This window comes from Celeribacter baekdonensis B30, assembly GCF_000299875.1.
GTDB classification, from domain to species: Bacteria; Pseudomonadota; Alphaproteobacteria; order Rhodobacterales; family Rhodobacteraceae; genus Celeribacter; species Celeribacter baekdonensis_A.
Genome location: NZ_AMRK01000004.1, coordinates 245,242 through 264,105 on the forward strand (window position 1 = coordinate 245,242; position 18,864 = coordinate 264,105).

19 protein-coding genes are annotated in these 18,864 nt (G+C 59.5%); 3 read left to right on the forward strand and 16 right to left on the reverse strand.

Annotated features, from left to right (window positions below; translation table 11 throughout):
- Positions 1-3: 3 nt before the first annotated feature.
- Positions 4-456 (forward strand): DNA polymerase III subunit chi, encoded by a 453-nt coding sequence (locus B30_RS09285; RefSeq protein WP_009571792.1) that lies wholly within the window; start codon positions 4-6, stop codon positions 454-456.
- Positions 457-474: 18 nt separating this feature from the next.
- On the opposite strand, the gene B30_RS09290 is transcribed toward B30_RS09285, so the two are convergent.
- The 3 genes from B30_RS09290 to abc-f all read right to left on the reverse strand — a co-directional run bounded on the left by B30_RS09290 (position 475) and on the right by abc-f (position 3,614).
- On the reverse strand, positions 475-1,053 hold the full coding sequence (locus B30_RS09290; RefSeq protein WP_009571793.1) for a retropepsin-like aspartic protease family protein: 579 nt from the start codon (positions 1,051-1,053) through the stop codon (positions 475-477).
- Between the two features lie 74 nt (positions 1,054-1,127).
- Positions 1,128-1,748 (reverse strand): MarC family protein, encoded by a 621-nt coding sequence (locus B30_RS09295; RefSeq protein WP_009571794.1) that lies wholly within the window; start codon positions 1,746-1,748, stop codon positions 1,128-1,130.
- A 12-nt stretch (positions 1,749-1,760) separates the two neighbouring features.
- Complete coding sequence (gene abc-f, locus B30_RS09300; RefSeq protein WP_009571795.1) at positions 1,761-3,614, reverse strand: ribosomal protection-like ABC-F family protein; 1,854 nt, start codon at positions 3,612-3,614, stop codon at positions 1,761-1,763.
- Between the two features lie 156 nt (positions 3,615-3,770).
- On the opposite strand from abc-f, the gene ndk reads away from it, so the two are divergent.
- Positions 3,771-4,193, forward strand: a complete 423-nt coding sequence (ndk, locus tag B30_RS09305) for a nucleoside-diphosphate kinase (RefSeq protein WP_009571796.1) — start codon at positions 3,771-3,773, stop codon at positions 4,191-4,193.
- A 103-nt stretch (positions 4,194-4,296) separates the two neighbouring features.
- Here ndk and B30_RS09310 read toward each other — a convergent pair whose 3' ends face one another.
- The 3 genes from B30_RS09310 to kdsA all read right to left on the reverse strand — a co-directional run bounded on the left by B30_RS09310 (position 4,297) and on the right by kdsA (position 5,876).
- Positions 4,297-4,635: a TfoX/Sxy family DNA transformation protein gene (locus B30_RS09310; protein WP_009571797.1), complete on the reverse strand. Its 339-nt coding sequence runs from the start codon at positions 4,633-4,635 to the stop codon at positions 4,297-4,299.
- Between the two features lie 105 nt (positions 4,636-4,740).
- Complete coding sequence (locus tag B30_RS22645; RefSeq protein WP_269771041.1) at positions 4,741-4,869, reverse strand: hypothetical protein; 129 nt, start codon at positions 4,867-4,869, stop codon at positions 4,741-4,743.
- A gap of 143 nt (positions 4,870-5,012) precedes the next feature.
- Positions 5,013-5,876 (reverse strand): 3-deoxy-8-phosphooctulonate synthase, encoded by an 864-nt coding sequence (gene kdsA, locus B30_RS09315; RefSeq protein ID WP_009571798.1) that lies wholly within the window; start codon positions 5,874-5,876, stop codon positions 5,013-5,015.
- Positions 5,877-6,181: 305 nt separating this feature from the next.
- On the opposite strand from kdsA, the gene B30_RS09320 reads away from it, so the two are divergent.
- Positions 6,182-6,397: a hypothetical protein gene (locus B30_RS09320; protein ID WP_009571799.1), complete on the forward strand. Its 216-nt coding sequence runs from the start codon at positions 6,182-6,184 to the stop codon at positions 6,395-6,397.
- Positions 6,398-6,600: 203 nt separating this feature from the next.
- Here the strand turns inward: B30_RS09320 and B30_RS09325 are convergent, their stop codons facing one another.
- From B30_RS09325 to B30_RS09370, 10 genes are all read right to left on the reverse strand, one after another.
- On the reverse strand, positions 6,601-7,521 hold the full coding sequence (locus B30_RS09325) for a 2-hydroxyacid dehydrogenase (protein WP_009571800.1): 921 nt from the start codon (positions 7,519-7,521) through the stop codon (positions 6,601-6,603).
- A gap of 32 nt (positions 7,522-7,553) precedes the next feature.
- The gene (locus B30_RS09330; protein WP_009571801.1) at positions 7,554-8,906 is read right to left on the reverse strand and encodes an NAD(P)/FAD-dependent oxidoreductase; all 1,353 of its coding nucleotides are present in this window, start codon (positions 8,904-8,906) and stop codon (positions 7,554-7,556) included.
- A gap of 64 nt (positions 8,907-8,970) precedes the next feature.
- On the reverse strand, positions 8,971-10,296 hold the full coding sequence (locus B30_RS09335; protein WP_009571802.1) for an NAD(P)/FAD-dependent oxidoreductase: 1,326 nt from the start codon (positions 10,294-10,296) through the stop codon (positions 8,971-8,973).
- A gap of 1 nt (position 10,297) precedes the next feature.
- Positions 10,298-11,179, reverse strand: coding sequence for an ABC transporter permease (locus tag B30_RS09340; RefSeq protein WP_009571803.1), 882 nt, complete (start codon positions 11,177-11,179; stop codon positions 10,298-10,300).
- 14 nt (positions 11,180-11,193) lie between these two features.
- Positions 11,194-12,144, reverse strand: a complete 951-nt coding sequence (locus B30_RS09345) for an ABC transporter permease (RefSeq protein ID WP_009571804.1) — start codon at positions 12,142-12,144, stop codon at positions 11,194-11,196.
- 114 nt (positions 12,145-12,258) lie between these two features.
- Positions 12,259-13,923 carry a peptide ABC transporter substrate-binding protein gene (locus tag B30_RS09350; RefSeq protein ID WP_009571805.1) on the reverse strand — a complete coding sequence of 555 codons (1,665 nt, stop codon included), beginning with the start codon at positions 13,921-13,923 and terminating at the stop codon, positions 12,259-12,261.
- A gap of 106 nt (positions 13,924-14,029) precedes the next feature.
- Entirely contained in the window at positions 14,030-15,361 is a 1,332-nt protein-coding gene (locus B30_RS09355) for an NAD(P)/FAD-dependent oxidoreductase (RefSeq protein WP_009571806.1), read from the reverse strand.
- Positions 15,361-16,071, reverse strand: a complete 711-nt coding sequence (locus tag B30_RS09360; RefSeq protein ID WP_009571807.1) for an SDR family NAD(P)-dependent oxidoreductase — start codon at positions 16,069-16,071, stop codon at positions 15,361-15,363. The genes B30_RS09355 and B30_RS09360 overlap by 1 nt, the downstream gene beginning before the upstream one ends.
- Complete coding sequence (locus tag B30_RS09365; protein ID WP_009571808.1) at positions 16,062-16,565, reverse strand: MarR family winged helix-turn-helix transcriptional regulator; 504 nt, start codon at positions 16,563-16,565, stop codon at positions 16,062-16,064. Before B30_RS09365 ends, B30_RS09360 begins: the two co-directional genes overlap by 10 nt.
- A 223-nt stretch (positions 16,566-16,788) precedes the next feature.
- Positions 16,789-18,414 (reverse strand): ABC transporter ATP-binding protein, encoded by a 1,626-nt coding sequence (locus tag B30_RS09370; protein WP_040402209.1) that lies wholly within the window; start codon positions 18,412-18,414, stop codon positions 16,789-16,791.
- Positions 18,415-18,864: the final 450 nt, after the last annotated feature.

The following is an 18,864-nucleotide window of genomic DNA, read 5'->3' on the forward strand; positions in this document are numbered from 1 at the left end:
CTTATGGGCGCTGCCTTTTTCTATCACTTGACCCAAGCGCCTCTGGCCGTGACCCTGGCCAGCCTGTCGGAGAAATCTCTCGCGGCAGGCTGGCGGGTTGAGGTCCGGGGGCGCTCGGAACAGACGCTTGCGGCGCTTGATACCGCGCTTTGGGCGCGCGACGGGTTTTTACCGCATGGTTTGGCAAATGGGCCGCATGATGCCGATCAACCCATTCTGTTGACGCTCGCGCCGGGGACCAATCGGGCCTCCTGCATCATGAGTGTCGGTGGTGCCGAGATCAGTGCCGACGAGGTCGCCCGCGCGGATCGGGTCTGTATCCTGTTTGACGGTCACGACCCGGAGGCGGTGCAACAGGCGCGGGTGCAATGGAAATCGCTGACAGGCGCGGGGGCACAGGCGCAATACTGGTCCGAGGAAAGTGGCAGATGGGAAAAGAAGGCCGAAAGCGCGTGACGCTTTGCCGTGACCGGCTTAGCGGGTCAAAATCAACTTATCCTGTTTGATTTCAATGCGATCATAGCGGCGCAGGTAATCCATCCCCAAGAGCGATCCAAACAGATCGCCATCAGTGACATAGGCGCGGACCCGGTCGTCCTGGATGCCGCCCAAACTCAATGTGTCGATCTTGACCGGGGCGGTGCGCACGGTGCCATTGGCGGTCTGAGCGCGGCCAGTAAAGGTCAGATCGTCGACATTGATCCCGGCGCGTTCGGCGTCTTTGAGCGAGAGCACCACATTGGACGCGCCGGTATCGACCAAAAACTCAACGGGTGCGCCGTTGACGATAGCGGTGAGTGAAAAATGCCCGCTTTGATCGCGATCGACCTGAATCACGCCATCGCCTCGGATGATTTGCGCCGGGGCAAGGCGCGGCCGCACGTCCTGCCACAGCCCGACCGCCGCCAAAGCACCGATAAAAATCAACGCCCAAAGCGCGGCATGGCGCAACACCTGCCCCAGATTGCGGCGGTTGGCGACAATGTAATAAAATCCAACCGCCCCCAAGAGGAGCGACAGATAAAGAATGCGGGCGGTGTCAAAGCTGTCCATGGGGTATAGATAGGGTGTGTTTTCGGATTTGTCAGCGTGACACAGGCGCCAGTCACGCAACTATCAGGTAAATGTTAGAAAAACACCGCTTTGAGCCCGTCAATGACGAATTGCACGGAGAGCGCAGCCAAGAGCATCCCCATCAACCGCGTCACCACATTGATGCCCGTCGCGCCCAAAATCCGCTCCATCGCGGTGCTCATCACAAAGAAAAACAGCACCACCAAAAGCACGGCCAACAAGACGCCAAGGACGAAAAACACGCCACTGACTCCCTCGGATTGATCAATCAGCAAGATCATCGACGTGATCGCCCCCGGACCGGCCAAAAGCGGTGTAGCCAGCGGAAAGACCGACGGGTCTTCGACCGGTTGATGTTCGGGGTGCTGGGCGTGTTCTTCGCGCCGTTTCGAACGTTTTTCAAACAACATCTCAAGCGCGGTCAAAAATAACAAAAGCCCGCCCGCGATGCGAAAGGCCGGCATGGAGATGCCAACAAAGGTCAGGACGTGGTCGCCAAACAGGCCAAACACCGTCAGGATCACAAAGGCAATCGTCACCGCGCGCAGGCCCACGGCCCGCCGATGCGCGGCCGAGGCCCCGGGCGTGAGTGCCACGAACAGCGGCGCGAGCCCGATCGGATCAATGATCACGAACAGGGTCAAAAACGCGGTGATGAGGGTTTGCAGCTCCATCAAAGACCTGTCTTAACCGTTTGCTTTTTCTAGTTTTTCAAGCGCATCCATCCAAAGAGATTCCGCGCGTTCCAACGCGTCGACCACTTCGGAATATTTCTTTTGCCAAATCACGGCGGCCTCTTTGTCTTCGTAAAGCGCCGGGTTGGCCAGTTTGATCTGTAGCTTCTTGCTCATGTCATTGAGCTTGCCAACACGCTCCTCGCATTTGCGAATCTCGGCCTTATAGGCTTGGATTTCCTCGCGGCTGGCTTTTTTTGCCGGGGCGGTCTGTTTTGTGGCCTTCTTGGCCTCTTTCGGCTTGTCATCGCCGGTCAACAACAGGCGACGATAGGCGTCGAGATCGTCCTCATAGGGGGCGACCCGACCGTCTTTCACCAGCCACAGCCGATCCGCCACCAGCGACAGCAAATGCATGTCGTGGCTGACCAAGACAACCGCGCCCGTATAGGCTGTCAGCGCCTCAACCAGCGCCTCGCGGCTTTCGATGTCGAGGTGGTTGGTCGGCTCATCGAGGATCAACAAATGCGGCGCATCAAGCGTGGCCAGAAGCAGCGACAAACGCGCTTTTTGCCCACCGGACAAGCGCCCGACTTCGGTGTCCGCCTGATCCGCGCCAAGGCCAAATCCGGCCAGTTTGGCGCGCAGTTTTGGCCCCAACATGCCGGGGATAGCGCTTTGAAGGTGCTGCAGCGGCGTCTCATCGAGATAGAGCTCATCGACCTGATGCTGTGCAAAGAAACCGATGCGCAATTTGTTGTGCTGCACCATCTTGCCGCCCATCGGCGCGAGGCGGTTGGACAGCAGTTTCGAGAGCGTCGATTTGCCCTCGCCGTTGCGACCCAAAAGCGCGATCCGGTCGTCTTGGTCGATGCGCAGATCGAGCTTGCCGAGGATTTGTTTTCCATCGTAACCCACGGATGCGTTTTCCATGTTGATGATCGGTGGCGACAGTTCTTCGGGTTCTGGGAAAGAGAACACCACCCGCGCCGCATCTTCGGGTGCTGTGATTTTCTCCATTTTTTCCAGCATCTTAACGCGGGACTGCGCCTGTTTTGCTTTCGAGGCCTTGGCTTTGAACCGATCGACAAAACTTTGCAGGTGCTCACGCGCCGCGTCTTGTTTTTTCGCCGCCGCCGCCTGAACCGCGCGCTGTGCGGCGCGGGTTTTGGCGAAATCATCATAGCCGCCCGTATAAAGCGTCAGTTTTTTGCTCTCGAGGTGCAAAATGCCGCCCACGGCGCGGTTCAAAAGTGCGCGGTCGTGGGAGATCAACAACACCGTATGTGGGTAGCGGCCAAGGTAGCTTTCCAGCCACAAAGCGCCCTCAAGATCGAGGTAGTTGGTCGGCTCATCAAGAAGCAGAAGGTCGGGCTGTGAGAACAACACGCCCGCCAGCGCCACACGCATCCGCCAGCCGCCGGAAAAGGCGGAGCAGGGCATGTGAATTTCTTCTTCGGTGAATCCCAGACCTTTGAGAATGCTGGAGGCGCGGCCTTCGGCAGACCAGGCGTCAATATCGGCCAAACGGGTCTGAATTTCGGCAATCCGATGCGGGTCGGTTGCGGTCTCGGATTCGGCCATCAGGCTTTCGCGTTCGACATCGGCCGCCAACACCGTGTTCACCAGTGAGACCTCATTGCCCGGCACCTCTTGGGCCACGCCACCGATGCGGGCGCGAGCGGGCATTTCGATCACGCCACCTTCAAGGACCAATTCGCCCCGAATGATGCGAAACAGGGTGGTCTTGCCGGCGCCATTGCGACCGACAATCCCGACCTTGTGGCCGGTGGGAATGGTGGCGGAGGCATTCTCGATCAGAGTGCGGCCGTCAACGGAATAGGTGATATCGCGAATTTTCAACATGTGGCGAGCCATGCCTGAGACTGCGGCGAAGGTCAATCACCGCTTTTCAAACTCTGCTTTTCAAAGCCGCCCACCCGTGCTATCCGGCGCGCAATCTTCGGGTGCGGGTTCGCTTGTGCCCGGTTCCCTTAAAAACCGATCCAAGAGGTTCCTCCCATGGCTATCCAGCGCACCTTCTCCATCATCAAACCCGACGCCACCAAACGCAACCTGACCGGCGCCATCGTCGCGAAATTCGAAGAAGCTGGCCTGCGCGTGATCGCATCCAAGCGCATTCAAATGACCCTGGCTCAGGCGCAGGTGTTCTACGGCGTGCACAAAGACCGGCCTTTCTTTGGCGAACTGTGTGACTTCATGATCTCCGAGCCGGTTGTGGTTCAGGTTCTCGAAGGTGAAAACGCCATCGCGAAAAACCGCGAAATCATGGGCGCCACCAACCCGGCAGACGCCGCGCCCGGCACCATCCGCGCCGAATTCGCGCTTTCCGTTGGCGAAAACTCCGTGCACGGCTCCGACGCTCCGGAAACCGCCGCGGCAGAAATCGCTTATTTCTTCTCCGGTCTCGAACTGGTTGGCTAAGACCGTTCTGATTTGACACTATGAAAGGCCGCTCCATTCGGGGCGGCCTTTTTGTTTGATCCGGGATAAGTGAGTATTTGGTCGCGGTAAAAACAGGGACTGATCAACGTCTAAGTCCTGTGCCGATGGTGTCCAAAATCACCTCGATCCCGATGGGCGGCGCCGTGTCATCGGCCAAGGCGGCACTGACAATCGCATCAAACCGGGCGCGCAGGGCGGTTTTCTCCGCCCCTTTGCAATCATTCCAGGGCCGCCCCTGAAGCCCCATCACCATGGCGTAATAGCCGATGAAATGCGGCCGGCTGCCATGGGCCAAAAGCCGGGCATAGGCGGCATCCGGGCCGAGGTCGCGCAGGGCCTCGGCGGAGGTGATCCCGGCGCGGGCATATGAGGCGTCCGAGGTCGGGCCGAGGTTGCGGATGGAAGAGACGGGAGAGGGCATGACGGGCCTTGGCACAGCAGGAGGGAACGGTTCTGTGAGTGTGCCAAGGCAACGCTACGGGCGTCAAGCGGTCTGATGGCCTCTTTGGGTGCGCGTTACCTCGCGTTACAATGCGGCCCAATCGGTGTAGCTGACGGTGCGTTTGACAATAAACGGCAGCGGCGCGCGGGCTTGTGGCTGCGGCACCTGTTGCGGCTTCGGATTGGCTTGCGGTTTTTGTGGCGCTGTTTGCATTTGGAAAACCCCTTTGGAACATCCTGATGGTTGGTCTCATCAGAATTGTTTTCAAATGCGGCCACGTCCGGCACCAAATTGCGGCACGGGCGCGGCGCTTATCTGAAAATTTGAGCTTTCACCCGCGCTTAACCAGTCCGGGTTTAGGTGCCGGGTTTTACGACCTGATCCAAGGCGCGCAGGGTGGACAACAGCCCGGCCAGGTCTTCGATCCGCACCATATTTGGCCCGTCCGAGGGCGCATTGTCCGGGTCTTCGTGGGTCTCGATGAACAAACAAGCCACGCCCACAGCCACGGCGGCGCGTGCCAAAGGCGGCACCATGGTGCGATCGCCGCCCGTCGAGGTGCCATTGCCACCCGGTTGTTGCACCGAATGGGTGGCGTCAAAACAGACCGGATAGCCGGTTTCGGCCATACGGGGCAGGCCGCGGAAATCGCTCACCAGCGTGTTGTAGCCAAAGGAGGTGCCGCGATCACAGAGCATGATCTTGTCATTGCCGGTCGAGGCGATTTTCGCCGCCACATTGTCCATGTCCCAAGGAGCCAGAAATTGCCCCTTTTTGATGTTGATGGTTTTGCCGGTTTCGCCAGCGGCCAGCAACAGATCGGTCTGACGGCACAGAAACGCCGGGATTTGCAACACATCCACCGCCTCGGCGGCCATGGCGCAATGGTGGGTTTCATGCACGTCGGTCAGCACCGGGCAGCCAAATTCGTCGCGGATCTTGGACAGGATAGTGAGACCTGCCTCGGCACCAAGGCCGCGTTTGCCCGACAGAGAGCTGCGGTTGGCCTTGTCATAGGAGCCTTTGAAAATGAACGGCGTGCCCGTCGCATCACAGGCCTCAGCGATCCGTTCGGCCAACATGCGGGCGTGATCGAGGCTTTCCAACTGGCACGGGCCCGCGATCAGTCCAAAAGGCAGGGTGTTGGACAGGGTGACCGGACGGCTCAGCCCCTCTGGGCCGACGGAGACGGATTTGGCGAGCGTTTGGGCGAGGGGCATGAGCGGTCCTTATGTCTTTGTGCGTGGCCTGATGTCTTTGATCGTGGCCGGTCTGATCCATAGATAAGCCTGTGCCCATAGATCATAAAGGGGGCGCGTCTTGCAAGTGTGGGAGAGATAGGGGGTATCTTCGTTTGATGCATGGCTTTCGGCGTTTGCTATGCGTCTTGTGCATGACGGCCTTCGCGCCTTGTCTCTAGTGTGGGGGCGCTAACAGGCGCATATAGGGTGCAAGACAGGGGATCGAAGCGCTTTGAAAGCCAATGTATCCCAAAACAGAGCGACAGACCAAAGGAGCGATTACCATGGCCTATATGACCCAAAACCTCGCCGTCACGCAGCCGTTTATGGATCGTTTTGCTGCGTTGCGTGCCGAATTTTCCCACCGCCGTGCCCAACGCGCCGAAGCAGATCGCGTGTTTCGCGAACTCTCGATGATGACGGAGTATGAATTGACCGACCTCGGGATTTCCCGCCACTCAATCCGTGACATCGCCGCCGAGGCGGGACGCCGCGTCTAAAGCGTTTTGCCTTTGATCTGAGCCAGATCATAGGCGAAACGCCCACACCATCGACGGCTCGTGAGCGTTTGCCACATGTCCTGATTCAGGAAAAATGCAAAAGGCTTTAAATCAAACCTCTCCTCCCGCATCACATCCTCCTCCCGTGATGCCAATCCCCCCGCAAGCTGCGTTCCGCTTGCGGGGGTTTTTGTATTGTGTTTTCAGTAGCCTTTGCGGCGGTCCACCTGCCACAACAGATCAAGCCCACCCTTGTGGCGGGCAATATTGGTGGCAACGTTTTGCGCCCCGGTCTGCGCATCGGTGCGCCCGGCAATATGCGGGGTCAGAAAGGTTCGGGGCAGCGCCCAGACTGCATCGCCCTCGGGCAGGGGTTCGGTGTCAAACACATCAATCACCGCATTGCGCAGATGGCCGCGCCCCAGCGCCTCAGCCAGATCGCCAAAGTCGCAGTGCGCGCCGCGCCCGACATGGACAAGGCTGGCACCGGGTTTCATTCTGGCAAAGGTCTCGCGGCTCAAAATCCCGCGCGTCTCAGGCGTCAGAGGCAACAGGCAGACCACGATATCCGCCTGCGAGAGCAGATGGTCGCGCGCCTCGTTTCCGGTGACACAGGTCACACCGGGCAGATGCTTTTGTGAGCGCGACCAGCCGTAGACCTGAAACCCGATATCCCTGAGCGCCTCGGCCGCCAGACAGCCGATTTCGCCCAGCCCGAGAACGGCCACATGGGTGTCGGCGGCGCAGCGCACCGGGGCGGCCTTCCAGTCCTGATGCCGCTGTGCCCAAGCATATGACGGCAGATCGCGCAGACAGGCCAGACAGCCGCTCAGCACATATTCGACCACCATCCGGGTGTTGTTTGGATCGCTCATTTTGATCAAGGCCAAGTCCGGCGGCAGGGTGGCGAATTGATCGACTCCGGCGCTGACCGAAAAGACGATCTCAAGCGCCGGGAACATCGACCAATCCGGCAGCGGCAGCCATGTAAACACATAGCGCACCTGAGCCGGATCAAAGGCCTCTTCCGGGGTCACCAGCGTGACATCGGGCAGGTCGCGGGCAAAGGTCGCGCGAAAGGCGTCGATGCGGTCGGTGTCATTGGTGTTGAGCAAAAGCGTCATGCGGCTGTCCTGTCTGGCCGTGGGGGTCAGTCTTATCGGCTGGTCACACCGCTCAGAGGGGTGATTTTCGAGCCATCCGAGAAGCGATGCAACCGAAACGGTGTGGGGTCGACCACGGGCGGGTGATCGGTGATCAAATCCGCCGCCAAACGCCCCGCCCCGGTGCCTAGGCCAAAGCCATGACCAGAAAATCCGGTGGCGACAAACAGGCCGGGCAGGCCGTTTTTGACGCCTTCGGTGGGGGAAATCACCGGGATGATGTCGGGCAATACGTCGATATACCCGGCCCAGCGCTGTGCCACGCCAACGTTGCGAAACAGCGGGTAGGCGGCTTTGATGATGTCGAACACCTTGTCAATTGCGGCGGGGTCGGGGGCGGGGTCGAGCACGCGGGTGTCTTCAAACGGTGTGCGATCCTTTGGCCCCCAATGGCGACGGGTGCGCAACGCGTCCAGAAATGCCGGGCCGATGCCCAGATTGATGTTGCGCCATTCGTTTTTCAGCGTTGGCAGAAAGGCGGAGAACAGGCGGAAACTGTCGGGCGTCAATTGATATTTGCTGGGCAGGGCGGAGGCAACAGTATAGCCGCCATCGCGGCGTTTGCGCAGGGCGAAATCTTTGAATTTGACCGTGCCCTCGGGGCCATTTGGCACCGGCTCTGTCGCCAAAACCGTACTTTTGGTGCGCAGTTGCGGTAACTCAATGCCCAGATTGCCAAGGAACAGCCGCGACCAGACGCCGCCCGCCACCAAGACTTTGGAACAGGCAATGCGGCCCTGTTCGGTGACGACGCCGCTGATCTTGCCCCCGTCGGTTTCAACCACACGCACGGCACAGTTTTGATGCACCGTGCCGCCACGGGCCTGAACCGCGCGGGCAATCGCAGGGGCGGCTTTTTGCGGCTCGGCGCGGCCATCATGCGGATTGTAAAGCGCGCCTTTGATGTCGAGGTCGAGCCCGTCAAATTGCGCCAAAGCCTCGTCGCGGGTGAGAAGTTTGGCGGGGATTTGATAGTCTTTGAGATGCTCAAGCCAGATGCGTTCTTCGGCCAGTGCCGCATCGGTGGCACAGGTGAAAGTGACGCCGCATTGGCGATAGCCGGTGTCGCCTTCGATGCGCGCATCAAGGCCTTTCCAAAGCCGCACCGATTCCACCATCAACGGCATTTCGCGCAGGTCGCGATGGGTCAGCCGGACCCAACCCCAATTGCGGCTCGACTGCTCACAGCCGATCTCGCCCTTTTCACAAATCGCCACCTTGAGACCGCGTTCAACCAGCTCAAGCGCGGTACAGACCCCAACGATGCCACCGCCGATGATCACAACATCAACGGCTCCGGGGAGGCTTAGATCACTGGCGACGGGGTCCAGTTTAGGTCCTGGCATGGGTCTTCACTCCTGTTGCGGTACACTCGGGCACCGCGATATTTCGGTTGAGTTGAACGGGGGTCTAGGCATGAGGCGGCAAAGGCGCCCCTTGTGTTTTCGCGCGCGCCCAATCGCGCAAACGGTATCCGCGCAGCGCCGCCTGCGGGGCGATGGACATATACCGCGGTTGGGCATGGAGCGGTTCGATTTTGAGGTCCAGATTGGCCTCCGCCACGCCCATGGCCCAGTCGGACAGGATGCCGCCGATCATCGACCCGGTCGGCACACCGCGCCCGGACAGTCCGGTCATGGCGACGACACCGGGGGCGAGGCTGTAAAGCCGGGGGATGGTTTTGCGCTGCATGTCCAATTCGCCATACCAAAAGAACTCCCACCTGAGGTCTTCGCGCAGCTCCGGGTGTAGCCATTTTAGCCGATCCGAGAGCACTTGGCGGGTGAATTTGGGATCGCGGCCGCGCTGTCCCATCGGGAACATCGAGGCGACGATGCGGTTTTGGGCATTGTATTTATAGACGTAAATGTCACCGCGCCCGTCCTGGATGGTGGTGCGTTTGGGCAAAACCACCGCCTGAGCGGCCTCGGACAGGGGTTGGGTTGCAGCCACGAACACTCGCATGATGCGAAAGGTCTGGTCGAGTTTCGGCCAGCCTGCCACGGTGTAAGCGCCGGTGGTGTAGATCACTTTTTCGGCCCGCACCGCGCCATGCGGTGTGTGCACGACCCATGCGCCATTGTCGCGCACGCAGCCAGTGACTTCGGTGTCCGTGAAAATGCACCCGCCCTCTGTTTGGACCGCGCGGCCAAGGCCGCGGGCATAGCCAAGTGCATTCAGCCCGCCCGCCTCCTCGTGAAGCCAGCCGCCATAGAACCGCGACGATCCGGTGATCGCGCGAGTCTCATCGCGGTCCAACATCCGGGTGCGCGCGCCGATGCTGTTATACTCCTGCGCGCGTTTTTCCAGTGTTTTCAAATGACTGGGATAGAGCGCGCCCTGAACGTAGCCGTTTTGCTCCCATTCGCAGTCGATGCCGTAGCGCGCGATCATCTCGCTCACCTTGTCATTGGCGCGGGTTTGGCGGTGGATCAGGCGCTCGGCCCAAGGCGCGCCCAACACGCGGCGCAGCTCGGGCAGGCTGTAATGGGTGAAGGTCGGGGTGCAATGCCCGGCGTTGCGCCCGGAGCCGCCAAAGCCGATCTCCTTGCGCTCCAGCACCACCACAGACACGCCTTGCCGCGCCAGTTCCAAGGCGGTGCTCAACCCGGAATATCCCGCCCCCACGATGCAGACATCGGCCGTGACCGTGCCCGCAAGCGGCGCGGTTTTGGGCGCGGCGCTCGCGGTCGCATGCCATAGAGTGTCTTCGAATTTTGAAAATCTGCGGCTCATCTCAACGTCCACCACTGCGACTGTCAAAGGCATCGCGCAGCCCGTCGCCGATAAAGTTGAACCCGGTCACAGCGATGGTGATCGCCACCCCCGGCACGATGGCGAGCCAGGGTGCTGAGGCCAGATATTGCTGCGCGCCGTTGAGCATATTGCCCCAGCTTGGCAGCGGCGGTTGGATGCCGTAGCCGAGAAAGCTGATATAGGCCTCAAGCAAGATCGCGCGGGCCACGGTCAGACTGGCGGCGACAATGATCGGGCCGATGGCATTGGGCAAAAGCTCGCGGAACATGATCCAGCGCCCGGACAGGCCCAACATATGCGCGGCCTGCACAAAGTCCTGATTGCGCAGGGATTTGACCTCTGCCTCGACGATCCGGGCGACCTCCATCCAACTTGTCGCCGATATGATCAGGGCGATCATCACCGGGCTGGGTTGGATGAACGCGGCCAGAGCCAAGAGCAAAAACACCGAAGGGAAAGACAGGAAGGCATCAACAATGCGCATCAGCACCGCGCTGACCCGCCCGCCGTAATAGCCGGAGATCACCCCAACGACGGAGCCGAACGCAGTGGCGATGATCATCACCGCAAACCCCACGGCCATGGAGATCTGGCCCGCGTGAAACAGCCGCGCGGCAATGTCGCGGCCCAGCGGATCGGTGCCAAAAATATGGCCGCCGGTGCCGGGCGGCGCGAAGCGGGCGCGCAGGTCGATGTGCAGTTCGTCATAGGGCAACAGATGCGGCCCGATGAAACAGGCCAGTGTCAGCGACAGCACCATGATCACCCCGATCAGGGCCAGACGATGCGAGAGAAACCGACGCAGTGCGCGCGATTGGATGAGCGGGCGGCGGACGGGAGACGTGAGCGGGGCAGAGGTCATGAGAGTGGCCTTTCTTAGTCCAGCCGGACACGCGGGTCGATCTGGGCGATCAGGAGGTCGGCGGCGAGATTGCCGATGAGAACGAGCAAGGCGGAGGCCATCAGCAGCCCCATCACCACCGGGTAATCGGAATAGCCCAGACTATCGAGGAACAGCCGCCCCATGCCAGGCCATGTGAACACGGTTTCCGTCACCAAAGCGCCGCCCAAGACCATCGGCACCTGAAGCCCGGCCAAGGTGATCATCGGCACCAAGGAGTTGCCAACGATGTGTTTGAGCAAAACCCGGCGCGAGCTCAGGCCTTTGGCGCGGGCGGTGCGGACGAAATCCTGATTGATCACATTGAGGGTGGAGGTGCGCATGTAGCGGCTCCAGATCGCCACATCGACAAGGGCCAGAACACTGGCAGGCAGGATCAGGTGGCGCAGGTAATCGAGCACCGATTGATCGCCGATGTTGTACATATTTCCCGCTGGCAACCAACCGAGGTTGAGCGAAAAAATATAGATGGCGATCAGGCCAAACCAAAAGGTCGGGATCGAGAGGGCGATCATCGCGGCAATGGTCATTGTGGTGTCAAAGAGGGACCCGCGCCGGATCGCGCTGAGGATGCCGATGGAACTGCCGATGCTGACCGAAAGCGTTGTGGCGGTGCCCATCAACAACAGCGTGGCAAAAAGGTGACTGCCGATCACATGCAAAACGGGTTGGCCATCGCGATAGGAGGTGCCCCAATCGCCGGTGATCATATGGGTGAACCAGTCGATATACTGCACCCAAAGCGGGCGGTTGAGGCCCATTTGTTCGGCGATCTTGTCGATCTGCTCTTGGGTCATGCCGGGACTGAGCGCGAATTGCGACAACGGCCCGCCGGGGGCCAGAGTCAGAACGGCAAAGCCAATGAAAGACACGATCAGCAACAAAATAAGGCTCTGGCCGAGCCGGGATAAGATGTAGCGCAGCATGGCGGGCGCCCTCTTTGTGCGAGGTTTGGGTTGAGGTCCGGCCTCTTTCGCGTGGGGCCGGTTCCGATGAGGGCGCGGCAGGGGGAGGACTGCCGCGCCCAAGGGAACGCGCGTTTAGCTGCGTTTCCAGTCGCGCACGTTCCAACTGTCGATGCGGTTGTTCACGTTCGGTGCCGGGCCGGTCACATCGTCTTTCCAGCCTTTGATTACCGAATATTGGAACATAGGCAGGAAGGGCAGATCATGGCGGATCACGGCCTGCATCTCCTGATAGATGGCTTTGCGGTCCTCGGGGACAAAGCTCAAAGCGCCCTTGGTGAGCAGCTCATCCACTTTGGCACTGTTATAGGCAAAGGTGTTTTGCCCCGCACCACCAAGCACCGGAGAGGCGGTGGACATGAAGTAATCCGAGGTGTCCGGGTCGGCCCCTGCGAGCGTGTTGAGACCCACAACCACGGAATCGAATTCGGAATTCATCCAGTAATCGCCCCACATGACGGCGGGGGGCAGGTTTTTGATCTCCATCGCCACACCGATTTCAAGGAAGGTCTGTTGGATGAACTGCTGCGCCTGTTCGCGCAGGTGGTTGCCCGCGGTGGTCGAGTTGGAAAAGGCCAGTTTCACGCCGTCTTTTTCGCGGATGCCATCGGCCCCGCGCACCCAACCGGCCTCATCCAGCAAAGCGTTGGCTTTGTCGATGTTGAACTCATGCTTGGGCAGGTCCGGGTTATAATAGTAGGACTGCTGCGGCATGTAGGTTTCGGTCGGGGTTGGCACGCCGTAATAGAGCGCGTCGATGATCGAAGTTTTGTCGATCGCGGCGTAAAGCGCCTGACGCACCGCCAGTTCCTGAAACTGCGGTCGGGTCGTGTTGAGGCCGATGGATTCAAACGTCGCCTGACCCGAGATTTTGACGACTTTACCCTCCAGCGTTTCCGCCTCGGCCAGATGGTCCGGGGTGATGTATTGCAGGCCGATCACGTCGATGTCGCCGGATTTGAACTGTGTATACATCACATTGAGATCTGGCACATATTTGATGATCAGCGTTTTGAGATAGGGACCATCCATGTGGTAATCGGTATTGGCCTCAAGCTCGATGTGATCGCCCGCCATGCGGTTTTTGAACTTGAACGGGCCGGTGCCGATGGGCGCGGTGTTGAGCGGGCTGTCGTTTTTGTCAGCAACGCCCTCAAACACATGTTTTGGGATGATATAGGTCGAGGCCAAGATTGCGGCCATCGGCGCGAAGGGTTCGGTCATCTCCCATGTCAACTCGGTGTCGGACACCACGGTGATGTTTTTCATCAATTTATAGCCGGTGGAGCGGAAAGAACGGAATTCCGGGTCCATGGTCAGTTCGAGCGAGAATTTCACATCCTCGGCGGTGAACGGCGTGCCGTCATGCCATGTCACGCCCTCTTTGAGCGTCAAGGCCCAGTTGAGACCATCGGCGGAGATGCCACCATTGGCCACGGTGGGCACGTCGGCGGCCAGAATGGCAAAGAATTCACCGCTTGGGTCGAAATCGAACAGCGGGTCATAGACGGCGTAATAGACGCCTTCGTCCACTTCAATATGCGGCATCAACGGGTTGAAAACAGTGGGTTCTTGCGAAAAAGCCAGGACCAGTTGGCCGCTTGGATCGGCATTGGCGGCAAAGGCGCGGTCGCGGCCAATCGCCATCGGTCCCATCAGGCCTGTTGCTCCGGCAGCTCCCATCAACATGAGCGCTTGGCGGCGCGTGAGATGAGACGTGGTCTTCTCTGTGTCTGTCATGGTGAATTTCCCTGTGTGTGTCGCAAGGTTTGATAAAGGCGACGCGCCCTTGCGTCTGTCACATCGCCCATTTGGCCCTGGCCCCGGCAGAAGAGGCCAGGACAGATCAGAAACCGCTGATGATCTCGATTTTGGTGCCATCGGTGAAACGGTTGAAACGGTAGGGGGTCGGATCGACCACCGGGGTGCGGCCCGTGACCAGATCGGCGGCCAGTTTGCCCGCCGCAGGTCCAATGCCAAAGCCATGGCCCGAAAACCCGGTGGCGAGGTAGAATCCCGCGATGGTATCGACGCCGGAAATCACCGGGATCGCATCGGGGGTCACATCAATCGCGCCGGCCCAGCGTTGCGCGATTTCGGCCTTTTCAAACACCGGAAATGCCCGGCGCAGATTGTCCAACGCCTTGTCTTGCAGGGAGAATGCCGGTTTTGGGTCCAAAACGCGGCAATATTCAAACGGGCTGGCCTCATCCATCCGCCAGCGGTTGGGGATGCGGGCCTCGTCGTAAAACCGGCCACCAAAGCGCAGCATCAAGGATTTCCATTCTGCTCCAAGTGCGGGCAGGAAGTCGCGCATATAGCGAAAACTGTCGGGCACGATATCGACGATATTGCGGAACCCGTCAGCGATGGTGTAGCCGCCATCCTGACGTTTGCGGATGGAAAAATGCTCTGACCAAATCGCACAGTCCGGTCCGCCCTCAAGTGGTTTGGTGCGGATCACCGAGTTTTTCACCTTGAGCTGTGGCAGGCGCAACCCGGTGTTGCGGGCAAACAGGCTCGACCATGCGCCGCCCGCCAAAACCACCTGTTCACACGCGATCTCACCGCGTTCCGTCACCACGCCAGACACCGCCCCGCCGGAGGTTTCAATCCCGCGCACCGCGCATTCGGTCAGGATATGCGCGCCCCGGTCCCGCGCCGCCTCGGCAATGGCTGGGGCAGCTTTTTGCGGCTCGGCCCGACCGTCAACAGAGGTGTAAAGCGCGCCTTTGACGTCCATCCGCCCGCCCGGCGTCATCCGGGCAAATTCCGCCGCTGACAGCATCCTGCTGTCGATTTGGTAATCCTTGAGCGCATCGAGCCAGCGCTCGTGGTCGTTGTATTCCTTATCCGTGGCACAGGCGAAAGCGATGCCCGATTGGGTATAGCCCAGATCACGGCCTGTCCGTTCTCCCAATCCCGACCAGATCCGCAGCGCCTCCGCCATCAGCGGCACTTCGCGTGGATCGCGCCGGGTGATGCGCACCCAGCCCCAATTGCGGCTGGATTGTTCATGGCCGATCCCGCCCTTTTCGCACAGCGCCACCGATAGGCCGCGCTCAACCAATTCAAGGGCTGTGGAACAACCGATGATCCCACCGCCGATGACGACGACATCGACTTTCTTGGGCAACGCCGCATCGCCAAAAACGGGCACAACATAGGGACCGGGCATTAAAATGACTCCTCCAGTTGGCAATTCACACAAAATTCCGCGACGCTGGCCTCATTGGGCAGGTCGATCAGCATGTCGATCACCCGCGCCAGATCTTCGGGTTGGGTCATCGTATCGGGGGCGCGATCCGAAAGGCTGATGGCCATGTCGGTGGCGACAAATCCGGGACAGATCGCGGTGGCGCGGATGCCCTGATCAAAGCCCGCGTGGCGAAAGGCATGGGCCAGTCCGACGACGGCGAATTTCGACACGGAATAGGCGCCCGAGCGCGCCGATTTGACCCGCTGACCCGACAGCGAGGCCAAAAGGATCACGCGTCCACGGCCGGACTGGGCCAGGGCGTCCCAACATCCGGCGACAAGACGGCGCGGGGCTTGCACGTTGATCTCCAACATTTCGGCCATCTCCGCATCCGTGATCTCGACCGCGCTTTTGGGGATGGAAATGCCGGCATTGGCCACCACCGCGTCGATCCGGCCAAATTGTGTCATCACAGCGCTGGACCATTCTGTGCCGCTGTCGGGGGAGGCGGCCTCATAGGCAAAAAGATGCACACGCTCGGGGTTTGAGGTGGCCCAATCGGGCAGATTTGGCTGGCGCATCCCCAAGGAGACGGCCCAACCGGCGTCAAACAGCCGCTTGGCCACGGCCGCCCCGATGCCGCGACTGGCGCCGGAAATCAGCGCAACTTTCGTCGATGTCAGTCCCATTTTTTCCTCATGTTCAGATAGGCGCGTTTGAGCATCCGCATGAAGTCCGCACGGTCTTCTGGCGCGATAAAGTCAAAAAATTCAGCCTCTTGGGCGCGGATGATCTCGCGCACCTGTTGCGACACGTCATGACCTTTTTCGGTGATCGAGAGCGCTTGGGCGCGTTGATCGTCGGGGTCGATGTCGCGTTGCACCAAGCCTGCGTTGACCAAAGTGTCGATGATCCGCCCGGTGGCCGGACGATCGCGCATCAGGACTTCGGAAATTTGCGAGGGGCGGATGCCGGGATAATCGTCGATCAAAAACAGCGCGGTGATTTTGCCTTTGCCGCGGGCGATTTCGAGATTTTTCATCCGTCTGTCGAGGTCGCGCGACACGAAGGAGTCAAGCGTTCGGATGTACCAACTGAACGCCCCTTCGAGCACGTCGATCTGAAGACCTCCGATCATGATCGGCGGGTCCTGGTCGTTTGAGTGGGGGTGTGTGTCAGTCATATGAGGCGCTTTTCCAAGGGTATGAGGGTAGCTTTTTGCCGGATTGGGCCTTGGGCAAGAATAAAGTTGTGAAAAACAACCAAAATAATTGTGAAACACAATTAATGCCCAATTTCTCATCAATTTTCACGGAAGATATGCGGTGACTGGCGTCAGATGGCGCATCATAAAAAGGGGCGACTTGCGCCGCCCCGTGTTGACCTTTGGTGATTTAACATGAACGTCAGGCGGCGTTTCTGCCGGGGATCGCCTCCACCAGCGCCCGCGTGTAGGCATGTTGCGGGTTTTGGAAAATCTGTGACGGTGGGCCAAATTCCACCATGTCGCCCCGGTGCATCACCAGAATTTCATCGCAAATCTGACTGGCGACCCGTAGATCATGGGTGATGAACACCATGGCCAGTTTGCGCTCTTTGCGAATGCTGTCGAGCAGTTCAAGCACCTGCGCCTGGATCGAGACATCGAGGGCAGAGACGGCTTCGTCGGCCACGATCACCTCGGGATCAAACATCAAAGCGCGCGCAATGCCGACGCGTTGCCGTTGGCCGCCGGAGAATTCATGCGGGTAGCGATCATAGGCGGAGGCGTCGAGGCCGACCATGCGCAGGATGTCTTCGGCGCGGGTGCGGGCGTCGCGATGAGTCATCAAACGATGGGCAATCGGGCCAACAGTCAGGGCCTGCCCGATGGTGAAACGCGGGTTGAGCGAGGCATAGGGGTCTTGGAAAATCATCTGAATGCGCGGGCGCAGCGGGCGAAAATTTTCCTCGTTCAGTTTTAGCGTGTCTTCGCCCTGAAAATGAATTTCGCCGCCGTCGGCCTCGGTCAATTTCATCAAAACCTTGCCCATGGAGGATTTTCCAGAGCCAGATTCACCCACAATTCCAAGGGTTTCTCCGCGGCGTAGGGTAAAGCTGATGTTGTTCACCGCTTTGATCTCGCGCATCCGCCCCAGAAAGCCACTGCGGGTGCGATAGGTTTTTTGCAACCCACGGACCTGCATCACCACCGGCTTTTCGGTGTCGCGCACACGGTCTTTTTGGCGCATTTTCGGCACGGCGGCGATCAGTTTTTGGGTGTAGGGGTGTTCAGGTGCGCGCAGGACCTGTTTGGCGTCACCTTGTTCGACCACATGGCCCTGTTCCATCACGATCACCCGATCCGCAATCTCGGCAACAACGCCGAAATCATGGGTGATGAACATCACGCTCATGCCTTTGCGTTCTTGAACTTTTCTTATCAGATCAAGGATTTGCGCCTGTGTCGTTACGTCGAGCGCGGTGGTGGGTTCGTCGGCAATCAAAATGTCGGGATCAAGGGCCAGAGCCATGGCGATCATCACCCGCTGACGTTGGCCGCCGGACAGGCGGAACGGATATTGATATTGAATCAGCAACGGGTCGGGCAGGCCGACCTCGGTCAACATTTCGACCACACGGGCCGCGCGCGAGGCCGGTTCGCCGACCGAATGCGTGTCCAAAACCTCGCGGATCTGATCGCCGATGGTCATCAACGGGTTAAGTGCCGAAAGCGGGTCCTGAAAGATGATCGACACCGCGCGCCCGCGCAGTTTGCGCATCTCGGGTTCACTGAGCGTGGTGATGTCGCGGTCCTGAAACAGGATCGAGCCGCGCGCGATCTTCATCGCGGCGGGCAAAAGGCCCATCACGGCACTGGCGGTCACGGATTTACCGGAGCCGGATTCGCCAATGATGCACAGGATTTCGCCAGGCCTCAGATCGAAGGAGATATTTTGCACCGCAAAGGGGCGGTCGTGGCTGCCGGGCAGCGCAATCGAGAGATCGCGCACCGACAGCACTGGCGTTGAGCCAGAGCTTATATGGGTCATCAGGTTTCTCATCGTTTGTTATTTTTATACCCATCCATTTCGCACCAGATGGCAGCCTCTGCGCAAGGGGCACGGTGATCTTGACGGTGATCTTGACGGAAAAAGCGAATAAACGCCGTCTGTTTGGGCGACAGCTGAGCGATCTGCCGCATAACCAGTGCTGTTTTGATCCATTCGAGTTGAGGAGATCGGGCCCATGCATGGTCGTCATGATCGCGTGGGATCAGCGGGCGACGCGCTGGTGCAATGGCGTCTCGCGGGCAAAGGGGCATAGCATCGTGCCCCCTATGGCTCCCCTATGGCTCCCCTATGGCCCCAAAGTGAGGATGACACAGGGCGGACACAGGGCTGTAAACCTATGACTTCCTATAGGTTGTTTGGATTTTGCATCGGTGGAACCTTTGTCCAAGATCTTGCGGGATCGTCTTCAGAACATAGACACAGACAGGA

Coding starts and splice junctions, on each gene's coding strand:
- B30_RS22645 (WP_269771041.1), bottom strand. CDS start 4,869: ATGCAAACAGCGCCACAAAAACCGCAAGCCAATCCGAAGCCGCAACAG.
- B30_RS09345 (WP_009571804.1), bottom strand. CDS start 12,144: ATGCTGCGCTACATCTTATCCCGGCTCGGCCAGAGCCTTATTTTGTTG.
- B30_RS09310 (WP_009571797.1), bottom strand. CDS start 4,635: ATGCCCTCTCCCGTCTCTTCCATCCGCAACCTCGGCCCGACCTCGGAC.
- B30_RS09340 (WP_009571803.1), bottom strand. CDS start 11,179: ATGACCTCTGCCCCGCTCACGTCTCCCGTCCGCCGCCCGCTCATCCAA.
- B30_RS09370 (WP_040402209.1), bottom strand. CDS start 18,414: ATGACCCATATAAGCTCTGGCTCAACGCCAGTGCTGTCGGTGCGCGAT.
- abc-f (WP_009571795.1), bottom strand. CDS start 3,614: ATGTTGAAAATTCGCGATATCACCTATTCCGTTGACGGCCGCACTCTG.
- B30_RS09295 (WP_009571794.1), bottom strand. CDS start 1,748: ATGGAGCTGCAAACCCTCATCACCGCGTTTTTGACCCTGTTCGTGATC.
- B30_RS09335 (WP_009571802.1), bottom strand. CDS start 10,296: ATGAGCCGCAGATTTTCAAAATTCGAAGACACTCTATGGCATGCGACC.
- kdsA (WP_009571798.1), bottom strand. CDS start 5,876: ATGCCCCTCGCCCAAACGCTCGCCAAATCCGTCTCCGTCGGCCCAGAG.
- B30_RS09330 (WP_009571801.1), bottom strand. CDS start 8,906: ATGCCAGGACCTAAACTGGACCCCGTCGCCAGTGATCTAAGCCTCCCC.
- B30_RS09325 (WP_009571800.1), bottom strand. CDS start 7,521: ATGACGCTTTTGCTCAACACCAATGACACCGACCGCATCGACGCCTTT.
- B30_RS09365 (WP_009571808.1), bottom strand. CDS start 16,565: ATGACTGACACACACCCCCACTCAAACGACCAGGACCCGCCGATCATG.
- B30_RS09320 (WP_009571799.1), top strand. CDS start 6,182: ATGGCCTATATGACCCAAAACCTCGCCGTCACGCAGCCGTTTATGGAT.
- ndk (WP_009571796.1), top strand. CDS start 3,771: ATGGCTATCCAGCGCACCTTCTCCATCATCAAACCCGACGCCACCAAA.
- B30_RS09355 (WP_009571806.1), bottom strand. CDS start 15,361: ATGCCCGGTCCCTATGTTGTGCCCGTTTTTGGCGATGCGGCGTTGCCC.
- B30_RS09290 (WP_009571793.1), bottom strand. CDS start 1,053: ATGGACAGCTTTGACACCGCCCGCATTCTTTATCTGTCGCTCCTCTTG.
- B30_RS09360 (WP_009571807.1), bottom strand. CDS start 16,071: ATGGGACTGACATCGACGAAAGTTGCGCTGATTTCCGGCGCCAGTCGC.
- B30_RS09350 (WP_009571805.1), bottom strand. CDS start 13,923: ATGACAGACACAGAGAAGACCACGTCTCATCTCACGCGCCGCCAAGCG.
- B30_RS09285 (WP_009571792.1), top strand. CDS start 4: ATGGGCGCTGCCTTTTTCTATCACTTGACCCAAGCGCCTCTGGCCGTG.